This window comes from Microbacterium sp. bgisy189, from assembly GCF_057707225.1.
This window is the reverse complement of the sequence record NZ_JBYIPT010000010.1, coordinates 1-16,033: the sequence shown is the minus strand read 5'-3', so window position 1 is coordinate 16,033 and position 16,033 is coordinate 1. Positions and strand designations below refer to the sequence as shown.

Annotated in this window: 20 protein-coding genes and 1 tRNA gene; 11 read left to right on the top strand and 10 right to left on the bottom strand. The window is 68.5% G+C overall.

Features of this window, described 5'->3' with window-relative positions; genetic code table 11:
- Positions 1-3: 3 nt before the first annotated feature.
- A complete protein-coding gene (locus AC3ENX_RS12215; protein WP_434812151.1) occupies positions 4-276 on the bottom strand; it encodes a DUF4031 domain-containing protein in 273 nt (90 codons plus the stop codon).
- A 193-nt stretch (positions 277-469) separates the two neighbouring features.
- Here AC3ENX_RS12215 and rplU point away from each other — a divergent pair, with 193 nt between their 5' ends.
- From rplU to AC3ENX_RS12165, 10 genes are all read left to right on the top strand, one after another.
- A complete protein-coding gene (gene rplU, locus AC3ENX_RS12210) occupies positions 470-778 on the top strand; it encodes a 50S ribosomal protein L21 (protein WP_434812150.1) in 309 nt (102 codons plus the stop codon).
- 17 nt (positions 779-795) lie between these two features.
- Entirely contained in the window at positions 796-1,053 is a 258-nt protein-coding gene (gene rpmA, locus AC3ENX_RS12205) for a 50S ribosomal protein L27 (protein WP_434812149.1), read from the top strand.
- An 81-nt stretch (positions 1,054-1,134) separates the two neighbouring features.
- Positions 1,135-2,643 (top strand): GTPase ObgE, encoded by a 1,509-nt coding sequence (gene obgE / locus AC3ENX_RS12200; protein ID WP_434812148.1) that lies wholly within the window; start codon positions 1,135-1,137, stop codon positions 2,641-2,643.
- Positions 2,640-3,464 carry a glutamate 5-kinase gene (gene proB, locus AC3ENX_RS12195; RefSeq protein WP_434812147.1) on the top strand — a complete coding sequence of 275 codons (825 nt, stop codon included), beginning with the start codon at positions 2,640-2,642 and terminating at the stop codon, positions 3,462-3,464. Before obgE ends, proB begins: the two co-directional genes overlap by 4 nt.
- Before the next feature lie 28 nt (positions 3,465-3,492).
- On the top strand, positions 3,493-4,758 hold the full coding sequence (locus tag AC3ENX_RS12190) for a glutamate-5-semialdehyde dehydrogenase (protein WP_434812146.1): 1,266 nt from the start codon (positions 3,493-3,495) through the stop codon (positions 4,756-4,758).
- 46 nt (positions 4,759-4,804) lie between these two features.
- Positions 4,805-5,026 (top strand): hypothetical protein, encoded by a 222-nt coding sequence (locus AC3ENX_RS12185; RefSeq protein WP_434812145.1) that lies wholly within the window; start codon positions 4,805-4,807, stop codon positions 5,024-5,026.
- Positions 5,027-5,036: 10 nt separating this feature from the next.
- Positions 5,037-5,633 (top strand): nicotinate-nucleotide adenylyltransferase, encoded by a 597-nt coding sequence (gene nadD, locus AC3ENX_RS12180; protein ID WP_434812144.1) that lies wholly within the window; start codon positions 5,037-5,039, stop codon positions 5,631-5,633.
- Positions 5,630-6,679: a hypothetical protein gene (locus AC3ENX_RS12175; protein ID WP_434812143.1), complete on the top strand. Its 1,050-nt coding sequence runs from the start codon at positions 5,630-5,632 to the stop codon at positions 6,677-6,679. Before nadD ends, AC3ENX_RS12175 begins: the two co-directional genes overlap by 4 nt.
- Positions 6,679-7,050 carry a ribosome silencing factor gene (gene rsfS / locus AC3ENX_RS12170; RefSeq protein WP_434812142.1) on the top strand — a complete coding sequence of 124 codons (372 nt, stop codon included), beginning with the start codon at positions 6,679-6,681 and terminating at the stop codon, positions 7,048-7,050. Before AC3ENX_RS12175 ends, rsfS begins: the two co-directional genes overlap by 1 nt.
- Positions 7,051-7,115: 65 nt before the next feature.
- Positions 7,116-7,191: transfer RNA gene (locus AC3ENX_RS12165), tRNA-Ala, on the top strand.
- Positions 7,192-7,279: 88 nt separating this feature from the next.
- Here AC3ENX_RS12165 and AC3ENX_RS12160 read toward each other — a convergent pair.
- The 9 genes from AC3ENX_RS12160 to AC3ENX_RS12120 all read right to left on the bottom strand — a co-directional run bounded on the left by AC3ENX_RS12160 (position 7,280) and on the right by AC3ENX_RS12120 (position 14,548).
- Positions 7,280-8,704 (bottom strand): phytoene desaturase family protein, encoded by a 1,425-nt coding sequence (locus AC3ENX_RS12160; protein ID WP_434812141.1) that lies wholly within the window; start codon positions 8,702-8,704, stop codon positions 7,280-7,282.
- Positions 8,697-8,942 carry an alpha/beta fold hydrolase gene (locus AC3ENX_RS12155; protein WP_434812140.1) on the bottom strand — a complete coding sequence of 82 codons (246 nt, stop codon included), beginning with the start codon at positions 8,940-8,942 and terminating at the stop codon, positions 8,697-8,699. Before AC3ENX_RS12155 ends, AC3ENX_RS12160 begins: the two co-directional genes overlap by 8 nt.
- 164 nt (positions 8,943-9,106) lie before the next feature.
- Complete coding sequence (locus AC3ENX_RS12150) at positions 9,107-9,292, bottom strand: hypothetical protein (RefSeq protein WP_434812139.1); 186 nt, start codon at positions 9,290-9,292, stop codon at positions 9,107-9,109.
- Positions 9,289-10,557 (bottom strand): hypothetical protein, encoded by a 1,269-nt coding sequence (locus AC3ENX_RS12145; RefSeq protein WP_434812138.1) that lies wholly within the window; start codon positions 10,555-10,557, stop codon positions 9,289-9,291. The genes AC3ENX_RS12150 and AC3ENX_RS12145 overlap by 4 nt, the downstream gene beginning before the upstream one ends.
- Positions 10,545-11,675 carry a hypothetical protein gene (locus AC3ENX_RS12140; protein ID WP_434812137.1) on the bottom strand — a complete coding sequence of 377 codons (1,131 nt, stop codon included), beginning with the start codon at positions 11,673-11,675 and terminating at the stop codon, positions 10,545-10,547. The genes AC3ENX_RS12145 and AC3ENX_RS12140 overlap by 13 nt, the downstream gene beginning before the upstream one ends.
- Positions 11,672-12,367: a hypothetical protein gene (locus tag AC3ENX_RS12135; RefSeq protein WP_312677310.1), complete on the bottom strand. Its 696-nt coding sequence runs from the start codon at positions 12,365-12,367 to the stop codon at positions 11,672-11,674. Before AC3ENX_RS12135 ends, AC3ENX_RS12140 begins: the two co-directional genes overlap by 4 nt.
- Before the next feature lie 10 nt (positions 12,368-12,377).
- On the bottom strand, positions 12,378-12,725 hold the full coding sequence (locus AC3ENX_RS12130; protein ID WP_312677308.1) for an STAS domain-containing protein: 348 nt from the start codon (positions 12,723-12,725) through the stop codon (positions 12,378-12,380).
- A gap of 9 nt (positions 12,726-12,734) precedes the next feature.
- A complete protein-coding gene (locus tag AC3ENX_RS12125) occupies positions 12,735-13,043 on the bottom strand; it encodes an STAS domain-containing protein (RefSeq protein ID WP_434812136.1) in 309 nt (102 codons plus the stop codon).
- Positions 13,040-14,548, bottom strand: a complete 1,509-nt coding sequence (locus tag AC3ENX_RS12120; RefSeq protein WP_434812135.1) for an ATP-binding SpoIIE family protein phosphatase — start codon at positions 14,546-14,548, stop codon at positions 13,040-13,042. Before AC3ENX_RS12120 ends, AC3ENX_RS12125 begins: the two co-directional genes overlap by 4 nt.
- A gap of 159 nt (positions 14,549-14,707) precedes the next feature.
- On the opposite strand from AC3ENX_RS12120, the gene AC3ENX_RS12115 reads away from it, so the two are divergent.
- Positions 14,708-16,033 (top strand): AfsR/SARP family transcriptional regulator (locus tag AC3ENX_RS12115; RefSeq protein ID WP_434812134.1); only part of this gene is annotated, 1,326 nt, incomplete at its 3' end.

The following is a 16,033-nucleotide window of genomic DNA, read 5'->3' as shown; positions in this document are numbered from 1 at the left end:
GGGTCACCGCCCCCGACGTTCGCGGGCGGTGACGCGCAGACCCGAGGCGATCAACCGCCGCACGAGTTCGTGCCCTGACACGGGTACGGCGCCGGCCGCGACCAGCCGCCCGACTGCGTCGTCCGGAACGTCGTAGTGGTCGAGGTCGAATGCGCGACGCGGGATGCCGTTCGCCGCCGCGAAAACATGCAGTTCGTCGAGGTCGCTGTCGCTGACCAGGTGCGCCCACAGCCGCCCGTGTGCGGGCCAGCGTGGGTCGTCGACGAGGATGGTCATCCCGTGATCGTAAGCCGCGAGCAACACGCTGCGGCGCGCTTTTGCTCTCACGTTCCGCATCCGGTAAACTCGACCCTTGGTGCGTCACGTGTCGCAGGCCTATGGCGACCGAGCTCAGCTTCCGCACCAGGACTTCCCAGTCTCACAGGACAAACCGGAGCCGTGCGCTCCAACAGAAGAAACAAGGTGTGAAGTGGTTTACGCAGTTGTGCGCGCCGGCGGCCGTCAGGAGAAGGTCGAAGTCGGCACCATCGTCGTGCTCGACCGCCAGCAGGCGAAGGTCGGCGACAAGATCGAGCTTCCCGCCGTCCTCTTCGTCGACGGCGACGCCGTGACGACCGACGCCGACAAGCTCGCGAAGGTCAAGGTCACCGCTGAGGTCCTCGGCGAGGAGCGCGGCCCGAAGATCATCATCCAGAAGTTCAAGAACAAGACCGGTTACAAGAAGCGCCAGGGCCACCGTCAGGACCTCACGCGCGTCAAGATCACCGGCATCAAGTAAGCCAGGGAGACACAGACATGGCACACAAGAAGGGCGCAAGCTCCACCCGCAACGGTCGTGACTCCAACGCACAGCGCCTCGGCGTGAAGCGTTTCGGCGGCCAGACCGTCAACGCCGGCGAGATCCTCGTCCGTCAGCGCGGCACCCACTTCCACCCCGGCGCCAACGTCGGCCGCGGTGGCGACGACACGCTGTTCGCACTGGCCGCAGGTGCGGTCGAGTTCGGCGCGAAGGGCGGCCGCAAGGTCGTCAACATCGTCGCAGCGGCCGAGTAAGCCACACGATTTCTCGGTGAGGGGCGGGCTTCGGCTCGCCCCTCACCTGTATCCACCTGACATCGACCGAGGGAGACAGGCATGGTGACCTTCGTCGACCGCGTCACGCTGCACTTGCGCGCAGGCAAGGGCGGAAACGGCTGCGTCTCGGTGCGCCGCGAGAAGTTCAAGCCGCTGGCCGGCCCCGACGGCGGCAACGGCGGCAACGGCGGTGACGTCGTCCTCGTCGCGGACCCCCAGGTCACCACGTTGCTGTCGTACCACCACTCGCCGCACCGCTCGGCGGGCAACGGTGGGTTCGGCATGGGTGACAACCGCTCCGGCGCCGCGGGCGAGCACCTCGACCTGTCGGTGCCGGTGGGCACCGTCGTCAAGACCGAAGACGGCGACGTGCTCGCCGACCTCGTCACCCCCGGGATGCGCTTCGTCGTCGCTCCCGGCGGGCAGGGTGGGCTGGGTAATGCGGCGCTGGCCTCACCCAAGCGCAAGGCACCCGGCTTCGCGCTGCTCGGCACGCCGGGCTGGGAGGGCGATGTCCAGCTCGAACTGAAGACCGTCGCCGACGTTGCACTCGTCGGATTCCCCTCCGCGGGCAAGTCCAGTCTCATCGCGGCCGTCTCAGCAGCGCGACCGAAGATCGCCGACTACCCGTTCACGACGCTGCACCCGAACCTCGGTGTCGTCCAGGCCGGCGACGTCCGCTTCACCGTCGCCGACGTCCCCGGCCTCATCGAGGGAGCCAGCGAGGGCCGCGGCCTCGGGCTCGAGTTCCTGCGGCACGTCGAGCGGTGCACCGCGCTCGTCCACGTGCTCGACTGCGCGACCCTCGAACCCGGGCGAGACCCGCTGAGCGATCTCGACGTCATCCTGCGCGAACTCGAGAACTATCCCGTGCCCGAAGGACAGGTGCCGCTGCTCGAACGCCCGCAGCTCATCGCGCTCAACAAGGTCGACGTGCCCGAGGCGAAGGATCTTGCCGATCTCGTCCGGCCCGACCTCGAAGCGCGCGGCTACCGGGTGTTCGAGATCTCGACCGTCAGCCACGAAGGCTTGCGGCAGCTCTCGTTCGCGCTCGGCGACATCATCTCGCAGCACCGCACCGCGCAGGCCGTGGACGTGCCGCCGGAGCGTGTCGTGATCCGCCCCAAGGGCGCCGAACGCGAGTTCGAGATCCGCGTCGAGGGCGGCACGTACGGCAACATCTATCGCATCCTCGGCGCAAAGCCGGTGCGCTGGGTGCAGCAGACCGACTTCCAGAACGAGGAGGCTGTCGGCTTCCTGGCGGACCGGCTCGAGAAGCTCGGCGTCGAGGACGAGCTGTTCCGCGTAGGCGCACAGGCCGGTTCCACGGTCGTCATCGGCCCCGGCGACGGCATCGTGTTCGACTGGCATCCGTCGCTCAGTTCTGCCGCGGAGCTCATGACGGCGCCGCGTGGCACCGATCCGCGTCTGGATCTCAACCCGCGGCGCACCACGTCGCAGCGTCGCGAGCGGTACCACGACCGCATGGATGCGAAGGCCGAGGCACGCGCGGAGCTCGAGCGCGAACGCGTCGCCGGCGCGACCTGGGACGACGAGGACGACGAATGACCGTGCTCGAGCGCGCGGATATCCCCGCAGCTCGTCGTGTCGTCGTCAAGGTCGGCTCGTCGTCCATCAGTGGCGACGCGGCCTTTCGCATCGATCCTCTCGTCGAGGCGATTTCGACGGTGCACGGTCGCGGCACCGAGGTGGTGCTCGTCTCGTCCGGTGCGATCGCCACGGCGATCCCGTTCCTCGATCTGGGCGGGCGCCCCAACGATCTCGCGACGCAGCAGGCCGCTGCCGCCGTCGGGCAGAACGTGCTCATGTGGCGCTATCAGACCTCCCTGGACCGGTTTCGCATCCTCGCCGGTCAGGTCCTGTTGACGGCGGGCGACCTCGAGAACCCGACACACCGTTCCAACGCGCGTCGCGCGCTCGACCGTCTGCTGGGACTTCGAATCCTGCCGATCGTCAATGAGAACGACACCGTCGCGACCCACGAGATCCGCTTCGGCGACAACGACCGGCTCGCGGCGCTCGTCGCGCAGCTGATCGGTGCGGACGCGCTGATTCTGCTGAGCGACATCGAGAGCCTGTACACGCGCCCGCCCGGTGAACCGGGGGCGCGGCCGATCGACCGGGTGGATGCCGACGACGATCTCTCCGGGTACGAGTTCGGCTCGGTGGTCGTCAACAGCGTCGGCACCGGCGGTGCTGCGACGAAGGCGACGGCCGCTCGCCTGGCCGCGCACGCGGGTGTGGGCACGCTGGTCACGAGCGCCGACCTCATCGCCGAAGCGCTGGACGGTGCCGCGGTGGGCACCTGGTTCGCGCCGGCCCTCGACGCGCCCCAGGTGTCTGGGACGGGCTCGGTGCGCACCGTCTGAGCACGCGGGCCGCCGATAGACTGGCGACATGACGACGACCATCGCCGCCCGCTCCGCCCAGGAGCGCATGGAGCTCGCGCGCGCCGCCTCCCGCCGCGTCGCACTGCTGGACGACGCGGCGAAGACCGCACTGCTCGACGGCATCGCGTCGGCCATCGAACGCGACAGCAGCGAGATCGTCGCAGCCAACGCCGTCGACCTGGAACGCGGTCGCACGGACGGCATCTCGACGGGGCTGCTCGACCGACTGACCCTGGATGCCGGCCGCGTGCAGGCCCTCGCCGACGCCGTGCGCGCCGTCGCCACGCTGCCCGACCCGGTGGGGCGCGTGCTCGACGAGCGCACGCTGCCCAACGGGCTGCACCTGCAAAAGGTGTCCGTGCCGTTCGGCGTGGTCGGTTCGATCTACGAGGCTCGACCGAACGTCACCGTCGACATCGCGGCACTCGCGCTGCGCTCCGGCAACGCGGTCGTCCTCCGCGGCGGCACCGCCGCGTTGCACACGAATCAGGCGCTCGTCACCACGATGCGCAGCGCGCTGGCGGATGCCGGTGTCGACCCCGAGGCCATCCAGACCGTCGACGACTTCGGTCGCGACGGCGCCCGGGCGCTCATGCAGGCGCGCGGGCTGGTCGATGTGCTGGTTCCGCGGGGGAGCGCGGCACTGATCGAGACGGTCGTGACCGAGTCGTCGGTCCCGGTCATCGAGACCGGCGCGGGCGTCGTGCACATCGTGCTCGACAGCACGGCGCCGACCGAGCGGGCGCGTGAGATCGTCGTGAATGCGAAAGCCCAGCGCCCGAGTGTGTGCAACGCGGTCGAGACGGTGCTCGTGCTCGCCGACGCGGCCGATCGCCTCGTCCCCGCCGTCGCCGCCGGACTCATCGACGCCGGTGTGACGATCCACGGAGACGAGGCAGTGCGTGCGCTCGTGCCGTCTGCCGTTCCCGCGACAGACGCCGATTGGGCCACCGAGCACATGAGCCTCGACCTCTCGATGCGGGTCGTGGATGATCTGGATGCGGCGCTCGAGCACATTCGTACTTACTCCACACAGCACACCGAGTCGATCATCACGGACGACACAGCACGCGCCGAGCGATTCCTCGCAGAGGTCGACGCGGCCGTGGTGATGGCCAATGCGTCGACCCGCTTCACCGATGGGGGCGAGTTCGGATTCGGCGCAGAGGTCGGCATCTCGACGCAGAAGCTCCACGCCCGTGGCCCGATGGGCCTGCCAGAGCTCACCAGCACGAAGTGGCTGGCGCGCGGCGACGGGCAGATCCGCCCGTGAACGCATAGACTGAACAGCGCACGTCGCCACCACGATCGGAGCCGGAATGACCTTCGCCACAACCGCCGTCCTCGCCGCTGCCGAGGGGGAGCACCACGTCGGCTTGTTCGACAACGTCGGTTTCGGCATCATCGCCCTCGTCATCTTCTTGGCGCTCGGGCTGGTCACCATCTCGTTCCGCAACGTGGCGAACCGCCACTCGCAGAAGGCCGAGGCCTACGCGAAGTCGCACGCCGCCGAACTGCAGGCGGGGCACGGCCACCACTGAGGCCGGTCGGATGGCTTCCGCGCGCAGACCCCGCATCGGGGTCATGGGTGGCACGTTCGACCCCATCCATCATGGGCACCTCGTGGCGGCCAGTGAGGTCGCACAGTCGTTCGGTCTCGATGAGGTCGTGTTCGTGCCCACGGGGGAGCCGTGGCAGAAGGACGATGTCACCGAGAGCGAGCACCGCTATCTGATGACGGTCATCGCGACCGCGTCGAATCCGCAGTTCACGGTGAGCCGGGTCGACATCGACCGCTCCGGCCCGACCTATACGATCGACACCCTCCGCGATCTGAAGGCGCAGCGGCCCGACGCCGAGCTCTTCTTCATCACCGGTGCGGACGCCATTGCGCAGATCCTCAGCTGGCGCGATCATGATGGACTCTGGGACCTCGCCCATTTCGTGGCCGTGTCGCGACCGGGGCACGTCTTGAACGTGGCCGACTTGCCCAGCGACGACGTGAGCGTGCTCGAGATCCCCGCCCTGGCGATCTCGTCGACCGACTGCCGGGCGCGCGTACATTCCGGACACCCGGTGTGGTACCTGGTTCCGGACGGTGTCGTCCAATACATTGCGAAGCATCACCTTTACCGGAGCAAGGCATGACTGAACCCGACCAGCCGGAGACTCCTCCACTCACGCGCAGACAGCTGCGCGAGCTGCGCAACACCGCTTCGACCCCGATCATCACCCCGGACGTCGAGGCGGCCGCCCATGCGGAGGCCGAGGCCCGTGCGACAGAGGCGCCCGTCGAGGCGCCGTTGCCTCGCCCCGCTGTACCGCCCATGATCGGAGAGCCACCGGTCGCTGACGCCACCGTCGACCTCACGATCCCTGCGCTGACGCGGCGTCAGGCGCGCCAGCAGGAGCGTCTGCGCACCGCATCGATCCCGGTCATCGCGCCGGAGTCGGCCGATGGGGCCGCCGCGCAACCGGATGTCGCTGAGGACGCGGACGTCGTCGAGGACGTCGTCGAACCGGCATCCGATGACGACACCGACACGACTGCCGCTGTCGAGGCCCCGGGGAAGGCGGACGAGTCGGCATCCGATGCCGTCGAGGACGCCGTCTCGGAAGACATCGCCGACGCGAACGAGCAATCGACCGAACCGGCGGACGAGGCTGAACAGGCCGAGGACGAAGCTGAACAGGCCGAGGACCAGCCCGCTGCCGAGGAAGCACCCGCAGAACCGGCTCCCGTCGCACTCGAGGTCGAATTGCCGCCGTCGTTCGACCGCCTGCTTTCCCGCCAGGGCAACGGCGCCTCGTCGTCGACGAACGCGCTGATCCTCTCTCAGACGCCTGAGACGTCGTCGCTGACGTCGCCCGTCACCGCCACGGGCGAAGTGATCATCACCGGCACCTTCTCACTGCCCGACAGCTACGGCTCGACCGGTTCGGTCCCAGGATCCGCCGATGGCAAGGACGTCGACACCGTCCTCGTCGACGGCGAGATCCCGGCAGCATCCTCCCCGACACCGATCGCCGCGAGCTCGGCGATCAGCACGATCAAGAGTGCAGAAGACATCATCCGTCCGCCGGCACCCGAAAAGGGCAGCCGACTCATGATGGCCCTCGCGATCACCGCGGGCGTCCTCGCGCTGGCCCTCGCCGGCGTGCTCATTCTGGCGATCGCGACAGGAGTGCTCTGATGGCCGTCACCGAACAGACCCGCGAACTGGTGCAGGTCGCCGCGGCCGCCGCCGACAGCAAGGGCGGAGAGGACTTCGTCGCGCTCGACGTGTCGGAGCCTCTTCCGCTCGTGGATGCCTTCCTGCTCGTGAGTGGACGCAGTGAGCGGAACGTCGCTGCGATCGCCGACGAGATCGAAGACAAGATGCTGGAGAACGGCTTCAAGCGGCTGCGCCGCGAGGGCCGCGACCAGGCGCGCTGGGTGCTTCTGGACTTCGGTGACCTCGTCGTCCACGTCTTCCACGAAGAGGAGCGCACCTTCTACGGGCTGGAGCGTCTGTGGAAGGACTGTCCGGTCATTCCTGTGGAGCTCCCCGCCCGCGCCGATTAGCGGGCATGGTCCTCAGCACGGTTCGGCATGTAGTAGGCTTGACGAGTTGCCTCGACGGCGACAGAGGGCCTGTGGCGCAGCTGGTAGCGCACCTGCATGGCATGCAGGGGGTCAGGGGTTCGAGTCCCCTCAGGTCCACCAAAACTCCCGGTAAAGCACCAAAACTTCACTCCGGGTCAGGCTTCCATCTCCTTTGCGGGCACTGCACTTGAGGGGACTGCGGCGTGCTTCACGAGATGAGGTGGCGCAGTGCGTCGTGGGCGGCGTTCCAACCTGCCATCCCGTGCGCACCGCCGCCAGGCAGAACCGAAGTGGATGCCAGGTAGACGCCGCGGAGCGGTGTGCGCCACGGCGCGTGCGACAGGCGCGGCCGGGCGAACAGCTGCGCGACATCGTTCGCGCCGCCGCCGATGTCGCCGCCGACGAGGTTCGCGTCCCACGCTTCGAGAGCGGACGGCGTCCAGACGTGGCGGGCGAGGATGCGTTCGCGGAACCCGGGTGCGAACCGTTCGATGCGATCTTCGATAAGCACGGTCGCGTCGCCGCGCCAGCCGTTCGGCACGTGGATGTAGGCCCAGCCCGTCTGCTTGCCGATCGGCGCGCGCGACGGATCGGCGACGCTGGCCTGTACCAGCAGCACATACGGATCGTCTGAGACCCGACCGGCGGCCACTGCGGACTCCGACGCGATCACTGTTTCCGCGGTGCCGCCAATGTGAACGGTGCCGACAGCGGCGAGTTCCTCGTCGGTCCAGGGGATACGCCCATCCAGCGCCCAGTCGATCTTGTAGGCCGCGGGTCCGTAGCGCCAGCGCTCGAGCCGACGCCGGTAGCGTGCCGGCAGCCGGTCTCCAGCGATGCGAGCAAACTGCCGCGCATCCACATCGAGGACGACGGTCCGAGCGCTCGGCAGCTGGCCGAGGTCGGTGATCCGAGTGCCGGTGACGACGTCGCCGCCGAGCGATCGCAACCGTGCGACGAGTGCGTCGACGAGTCGCTCGGACCCGCCGGCGGCGACCGGCCACCCGACGGCGTGCGCGAAGGACCCGAGCACGATCCCAAACGCGGATGACCCGAGGGCTGTGAGCGGCAGGAACGAGTGGGCGGCGAGACCGGCGAACAGGGCTCGCGCAGGCTCCTGGTGGAAGCCGTGCCTGATCGGCGTCGACGCCGGCCAGCCGCCATGGAGACCGAATTTGGCCAGCGTGAGCGGGGCGCGGGGCGGGAGGTGGGAGAGATCGAGCACAGACTCGGCGAGTCCCTCCCATCGGTCCGCGAGACCGCCGAGCACGGCCGACCAACGTCGCCCGTCTCGTCCCAGACCCGCTGCGGTCTCCTGATGGGACCGGCGGAGAAGCACCGACTCGCCCGGCCGGATCGCGTGGCCGAGTGGGGCCGCAGCGTGCAGGAACTCGACCCCCGCGGGCGTGATCCCCAGCGCGCGCATCGCGGGAGAGGCGAGGCCGAGCGAGAGGACCGTAGCCCCGATGTCGTGGACGAACCCGGGAAGTGTGAGCTCCTCGGATCGCAGCGCCCCGCCGGGGCGCGACTCGGCCTCGATCACCGTGACCCGCATCCCGGCCTCAGCCAGCACGACCGCCGCGACGAGCCCGTTGACCCCCGCGCCGACCACGACCGCATCGAGATCAGTCAACGCGACTCCAGAAGGCGTGCACGAGATCCATCGTGGCAGTCGGCGCCTCGAACGGGGTGAGGTGGCGCGCTCCCGGAACGGTGACGACGGTGCGCGGCGGTTGCGCGGGGCGCAGGCTGGGGGCGGCTTCCTGCCCCCAGACGCGGTCCTCCTCACCCGAGACGAACAACGTGGGCATCGTCAGGTCGGCGCTCAGCGGGGTGAGATCGGCCCGCCGGATCGACACTGCCCCGATCATGCGGGCCAGACTCGATCTGTCGGCGCGAAGCAGACAGTCATCCAGGTACGCGGTTGCCGTTCGCTGCTTCCTCGACTGATCGGCGAGCATGCCCGCTGCGATTGTTCGTCGGATCGGGCGCGTTGCGCCGACGATGCGCAATGAGCTTTGGAGCGCGATCATCATCATCCGCTCCGAGCGAGTGACACGCAGTCGTCGAGTGATGATCCTCGCGGCGCCGGCGGGCCGCCGAGATGGCCCGGCCCGCTGATGCGCAACAGGTAGCGGGATTGAGCGAACGCCGGCGCGACCTTGTCCCACATGCGGTCATCGACCAGCATCGAATGCCAGAGCACGGCGGTCCTGGTCATCGCGGGGCTCCGCGCACCCATACGCCCACCGTCGCGGGCTGCAGTGTGCGCTCGACGGCGCGCCGGAGTTCGGGGACGGTGGCCTCCGGGTCGACTTGAGTCTGGATGCGGCTGCCGAACTCCTCGACGACGGCCTCCGCGTCGTACCGTGCTCGATCGAAGCGCCGATCGAGCACGCGCTGAAGCCAGCGCATCAAGGGGAGGAACGCCGCCGCGGCGATCAGCGTCGCAAGAGCGACCAGCACCTGGTTGGCGCCGTCGAACAGCGACCCGACACCGATCACGATCCCGACGTAGATGCCGACGATCGTGAGCAGCACGAGGGCGTAGGAGATCGTCCGCGAGATGATCCGGTCGATCGCATAGAGCCCGAGGCGAAGGACGGCGAAGAGGATCGACAGCGGAATGAACGAGTACGACAGCGCAACGAACGCCGTCACGTCCATCTCGCGGGCCCACGGCTCTGCCGACAGCGCACCGCTGATCGCCCACGAGAGCACAAGCAGGGTGATCGGGACCGCGCACCCCCAGAACATCCACCGCAGCTGCGTGCGCTCCTGGGCATCCGCACTGCGATAGCGCACGAACAGGGAGGTGAGCGATCCGAAGAAGGCGATGCCGAGCACGCTGAAGATGATCGCGGAGACGACGCCGGCCGCATCGCCCCACGCAATGAACGCGAGAGGACTGTCGACTCCGTAGCCGACGCCGAGTGCCGCGACCTCGGGCGCGGTGCTCCCGATCGCTGTCGCGATCACGATCCAGACGATCGTGAACCACGACCACGCGCGCCATCGGGCCGACGGCAGACGACCGGTGGGGAATCGCAACGGCACCTGGGTCATGAGCAGTCCGATGGGCGGCAGCCAGCTCATGTTCGCCTCGCCGTTGGCTCCCGCAATCAGCAGGAGCCAGCCTGCGGCGGTCTCATCCACGGGGATGAGCCAGTAGCCGGCGAGGGTCAGGATCGGCATGGTCGCGAACAGCACCGGGATGGCGAGGATCACCCAGCCGAGCGAGTTGCCCGGGCGCTTCCAGGCGATCAGCCAGCCTGTGGCAAGTGTGGTGAGCAGGAACACGCTGATCGCCAGCAGCCCGACGACGGAATTCCACGACTGAGCCTCACCGCTCGAGCTGCCCGCGGCCTCTGCCAGGCGCGCGGCGGTGATCGGATCCTCCGGAGCGAAGAAGGAGGCGACGAACCCGGTCAGGGTGTAGAGGGCGAGCGCATGGGCGATCCAGGTCCGGCGGATCATCTCGTCCACAGGCCGATCGTGGTCGGCTGGAACGTGCGATCGACGGTCGCGAGCAGTTCCGGAGCTATCGTGTCGGGATCGACTTCGGAGCGGAGGCGGCTGCCGAACGTCTCGACGACGGCTTCGGCGTTGTAATGCGCGCGATCGAACCGGCGGTCCAGACCGCGCTGCAGCCAGCGCAGCAGCGGGAGGAACACGGACGCGACGATGAGGGTCGCCACGGCGACCGGGATCGGGTTGTCGGCGGGGACGAGCGAGCCGACCCCGATCACCACCCCGACGTAGATCCCGACCACGACCATCAGGATGAGGCCGTAGCTGATGGTTCGGGAGACGACCCGGCCGAGGTCGTAGAGACCATGGCGGCTGACGGCGATGTAGATCGCCACAGGAATGAAGTTGACGACAACCCCGAGCACGCCGAAGACCGCGAACCACGGCGAATCGTCGGGGAGGATCGCGGACAGGATTCCTACGGAGATGATGTCGACGATGACGACGGCCAGCCCGAACACCAGCCACCGGTACTGCAGGCGCTCGACGCTGCCGGCACGCGCCCAGCGCACCGCGACGTCGACGAGGATGCAGATGACGATCACGAAGAACAGCGGATAGATGAGAACGGAGTTGAACAGATCGATCTGCGCCGCCAACGCGGTGCGCGCCAGCGGGTTTGCCCGACCTGACTCCAACTCATCGCCGAAGAGGGCTGCGATCGCTGCCACACCCACCACCGCGATCGCGGCCCGCAGCACCCACTGACCGAATCGCGTCTGCACCCTGCCTGTCGGAAAGAACAGGCCGATCAGTGGCATCGTCCCCCAGACGAGCCACGCCATGCCTGTATGGATGGCTTCCACGTGGACCGAGCCCGTCTGTCTGGCGAAGATCTCGAGCAGGCCGGATGCCGTCGCGATGAGTCCCAGGCCGAACAGCAGCCAGCCGACGCCGTTGCGGGGCTGCCGAGCCAGGATGAGCGCCCCGACGACGGAGAACCCTGTGAAGGAGATGAGCATCGTCGGGGAGCCGGCCACCGTGCTGATGACGCCGACGACGATGAACGCGGCCACACCGAGCGAGAGCAGCGCGTATCGCAGGATGGGAGCGGTCGGCCCGGATACGGTCATTGCGAAGATCCCCGCCGCCCGGCCAGGCGGTGTCGAACGTTGCTCATCAACACGCCGTGGAAGACGTTCGTCCAGTTGCGCCAGATGAACAGCCGGTCCACGCACACGGTGACTTCCGTCGGCTCTGCCCCCGCGACACCGTGCTTGGCGGCGATATTGCGCAGCGTCTGCTTCCAGAAGTCCGCTTCGACCTTCGCGACCATGGGGAACATGAGCTGGATGACCGGGTCGTAGGGGCGCACCAGCATCCGGATCTCGGCGACCGTTCCGGCATCCTCACTGCGCGCCGAGAAAGTAATCATGGCGCCGAACATGTGACCTTCCGGCGTGATGTACGAGAACGAGGTGTCATCCTCGTACATCACGAGGATTCCGGTGCTGAGCCCGCCGGTCGTCAACGGAGTGACGTCGCCGGCCTTGATCGTCCCTGTGGCGTGGAAGGTCGCATTCTTCGGCCAGAAGTCGCCGAAGTGCGCCTTCCAGTCGGCGACCAGCGCCTCCGCGGCGATCGCGGTGCCGAGGGCGATGGTGAAGGTGCGGTCCCAGAGGGAGCCGAATGCCTGCTGCGGGCCGGCGACCCGCTTGCCCTCGACGTTGAAAGCCTTCTCGCTCGCCGCACCCTCGACGTGCAGGCGATCGACCGGCTTCGCCCAGTGGCCCTCGTTGCGCGGGCCCGGCTCGGAACTCGTCATCTTCGCCACCTCAACTCCGTGTCGCGGTCTCGATGTCGTCGTACAGGCCGATCGCCTCGTCGAGACGGGTGAGCTGGAAAATCTGCCGGTAGTGCTCGGTGAGACCGACCGCGGCGACGGACTGATTCCTGCGCTGAGCACGCACCAGCATCGTGACGATCAGGCCGATGCCTCCGCTGTTCATGTAGTCCATGCCCGTGAAGTCGAGCACGATGCGCCGGGCGCCGGCATCCGTGGCCTGCTCGTGCGCGGTGAGCAGCGGCTGCTCGCACGCGTTCGTGACTTCGCCATGCACCGCGACGGATGCTGCGCCCGATCCGAGGTCGGTGGTGATGAATGTGGCTGGATTCGCGGGCATGCTGCGCTCCTAGGCGATCTCGATGTAGTCGCTGAGTCGGGTGATATCGAAGATGTGGCGGTAGTGCTCAGTGAGCCCGGCCGCTCGGAGGCTGACGCCGGAGGCGCGCGCCTGCGTGATGAAGCCCACGATGAGTGCGATGCCGGTGGAGTTGATGTAGTCGATCCTGCTGAAGTCGAGCAGGACAGTGGACGGCGAGGTCGCGCGTGCCGATATCCATGCCGATTCCAGTTCGGCAGCGGCTTCGCGGTCGATCCGGCCACTGAGAAGCAGGACCGCTTCGTCCTCGAGGGTCTTCACGGAGACGTCGATGCTCATCGGTTGACTCCTTCGGCCGCGCGAACGCGCATGGTCAGACGAACGAGGTGTCGGTCACCGTCGCTGAACTCCTCGATGTCATCGACGAGGCTCCGGGCGAGGAAGAGGCCCCATCCACGGGGTGACTGGAGCCCCGCGAGCTTGAGGTCGAGGTCGGGGACGTCAGGCATCTCGTGGCGGCCACGGCCGAAGTCGGCGATCTCCACGACCACGGTCTCGGCCGTGCGACGCACCGTCACTTCGCAGTCCAGTCGCGGATCGGCGCGGTTGCCGTGCTCGATCGCGTTCATCGCCATCTCGCTCACGGCGGTCTTGAGCGCGTCGAGGCGCTCCGCGGCGAGAGCATCGCCGACGATGGCCGCGACACGATCCATGGCTTCGCGCTCGTTGCCGAGCTCACTGGGGACCGCGAATCGCACCGTGTCGGTGCTCGCGCCCGCCGCGCCCCGATGGAGCGCCACCAGCGTGATGTCGTCCTCCTGCTCGACGTCGCCCTGAAACTCCGCGAGGACGGCCGTGACACGGTGGACCAGGTCGGCGCTGCCTGTCGCATTCCGAACGACCGCCTCGGTGCGCGAGTAGTCGAACATCTCTCCGTGCGCGTCGTGCTGCTCGGTGATCCCGTCGCTGTAGAGCAGCAGGAGTTCGCCGAGCCCGATCGTGGTGCGGGTCTCGTCGTACTGACTGCCCGGCATCAAGCCCAGCGGCATGCCGCGGGCAGAGAGTTGCTCGACCTCGCCGCTTCGACGGCGCACGTAGGGGAGATTGTGTCCCGCGTTCGCGAACGTCGCCGCACCGGTGGTCAGATCGATGCTCAGCGCCAGGCACGTCACGAACATGCTGGCGGGAATCTGCGTCACGAGCAGTTCGTTCACGCGCTGCAGCACTTCGCCGGGATGCGCCGAGTTCTGAGCGGCCGAGCGCAGCAGTGCATGTGTGCTCGCCATCACGAGCGCGGCCGGCACGCCCTTGTCGGTGACGTCTCCGGCGACGACCAGCACACGGTCACCGCCGAGATCGATCACGTCGTAGAAGTCGCCGCCGACGGTGCGCGCCGGCATGTAGAAGGCGTCGAGATGCCAGCCCCCGAGCTCGGGCAGCTCGGTGGGGAGGAACTGCTGCTGGATCAGCTGAGCGACATGCAACTCCTGCTCGATCCGCTCGCGGTCGCGCGCCTCGCGCTCCTGAGCGCGCATCATCTGCCCGAGCCGGAGCGCAGGAGCGGCGTAACGCGCGAGCGCATCGAGCAGCCGCCTGTCGCTGCGGGCGTATCCGCGCTCCGACCGTCGCGGGCCGAGCGCGATGAGGGCGACCAGTTCGCCGCTGGTGACCAGTGGCACGATGACCTGAACGCCCTGCTCCCGCATCCGCTCAGTCGCAGGGGAATGGGGCAGCGCGGCGATGTCGAGGGGGCCCGAGGTAGTGGCGAGGTAGCGCAGCACCGGATCCTGCTCGTCGATCTCGATCTCGATGTGCTCGGCGGGCTGGACCTGCTCGGCGCGCATAACACGTCTCTCCGCACGGCTGGTCTTCGGCATGCCCCGAAGGTGCCACAGCGGGCGTTCCGAGAGCGTTACGGCTGGACACTCGAGCATTGCCCGCCGTTACGGTTGAGCGCTACCGTCGCCTGCATGCTGGACTTCCGATGGCTCGGACCACCCCGTGTGCGCCGCGATGCGGTGAACGTCCGCTTCGACACGCGAAAGGCCGTCGCACTCCTCGCCTACCTCAGCGTCGAAGAACGGACCATCGGCCGCGACGCGCTGTGCGAGATCCTCTGGACCGATCTCGACCGGTCGCATGCGCGCGCCGCACTGCGCCGCACGCTCTCGGTCGCTGCAGCCGCGGTGCCGGAGATCATCGTCGACGGGGATGCGATCTCACTGGACGGCGGACGCGTTCGCTGCGATGCCGTCGAGTTTCGACGCCTGGTAGCTTCCGATGCCTCGTCGGATTGGGGCCGAGCGGCAGAGCGCTTCACCGGCGACTTCCTCGACGGATTCTCGCTTCGGGACGCGCGCGAGTTCGACCAGTGGCAGGTGACCATCGCTGCGAGCCTTCGCGATGACCTGTCCCTCGTGCTGGGCATGCTCGTCACTCACGCACTGCGCGGAGGGCGCCCCGGTGATGCGCTCGGCCACGCCCGGCGGCGGATCGCCGTGGATCCTCTCGCCGAACCGGCGCACGTCGACCTGATCCACCTGCTCGCGGCCCAAGGTGATCGCCCCGGAGCGTTCGCCGCGTACAGGACTCTCGTCGAGGTGCTGGACACCCAGCTCGGCATCGCACCGCTGCCGACCACCCAGGCGCTCATGGAGCGCGTGCGCACCGGCACGCTCCAGGCTCCGGAGAGCGCAGATCGCGCGATTGCACGGTCGGCGGTGACCGCGCCCGCGCGACCGGATGAGGAACTCGCCGCCGTAGAGGGAGCGGCGGCGGGGGTGCTCAATCGCCTGCTCGCCGTCGGCGACACCACACGGCAGATCATCGAGGCGCTGGCCGTGCTCGCGACACCTGTGGACACCGATCTGCTGCGTGACGTCGCTGGGCGCACCGCCGACGAGACCGGCGCGGCGATTGCAGAGGGCACGGGCGTGGGGCTGATCACTGTGGCCGGGGCGACGGATGCCTCGGAGGTGCGGGTCGCGCACCGGCTCGTCGCCGACGTCTGCCGAGAAGGCCTTCCGCTCGCCCGTGAAAGACTCCTCCACGCGCGTGCGGCTGACGCACTCGCCCGTCGGTCAGGGATCGGCCCGGCCGCCGCGGACCGCGTCGGCCGTCATTTCGCCGCGGCGGGAGACGATGGCAGCGCGGCAGTCTGGTTCGTCACCGCCGCAGAAGCGCATGCTCGGGCCGGTGACCACGTCGCAGCCGTCGATGCGCTGCGCAGCGCGCAGACAGTCGGCCGCAACACCGTCAGCGTGTACGTCGCCCTCGGCACGGCGCTGGGGGGGGGGGGGGGGGGGGGGGGGGGGGGGGGGGGGGGGGGG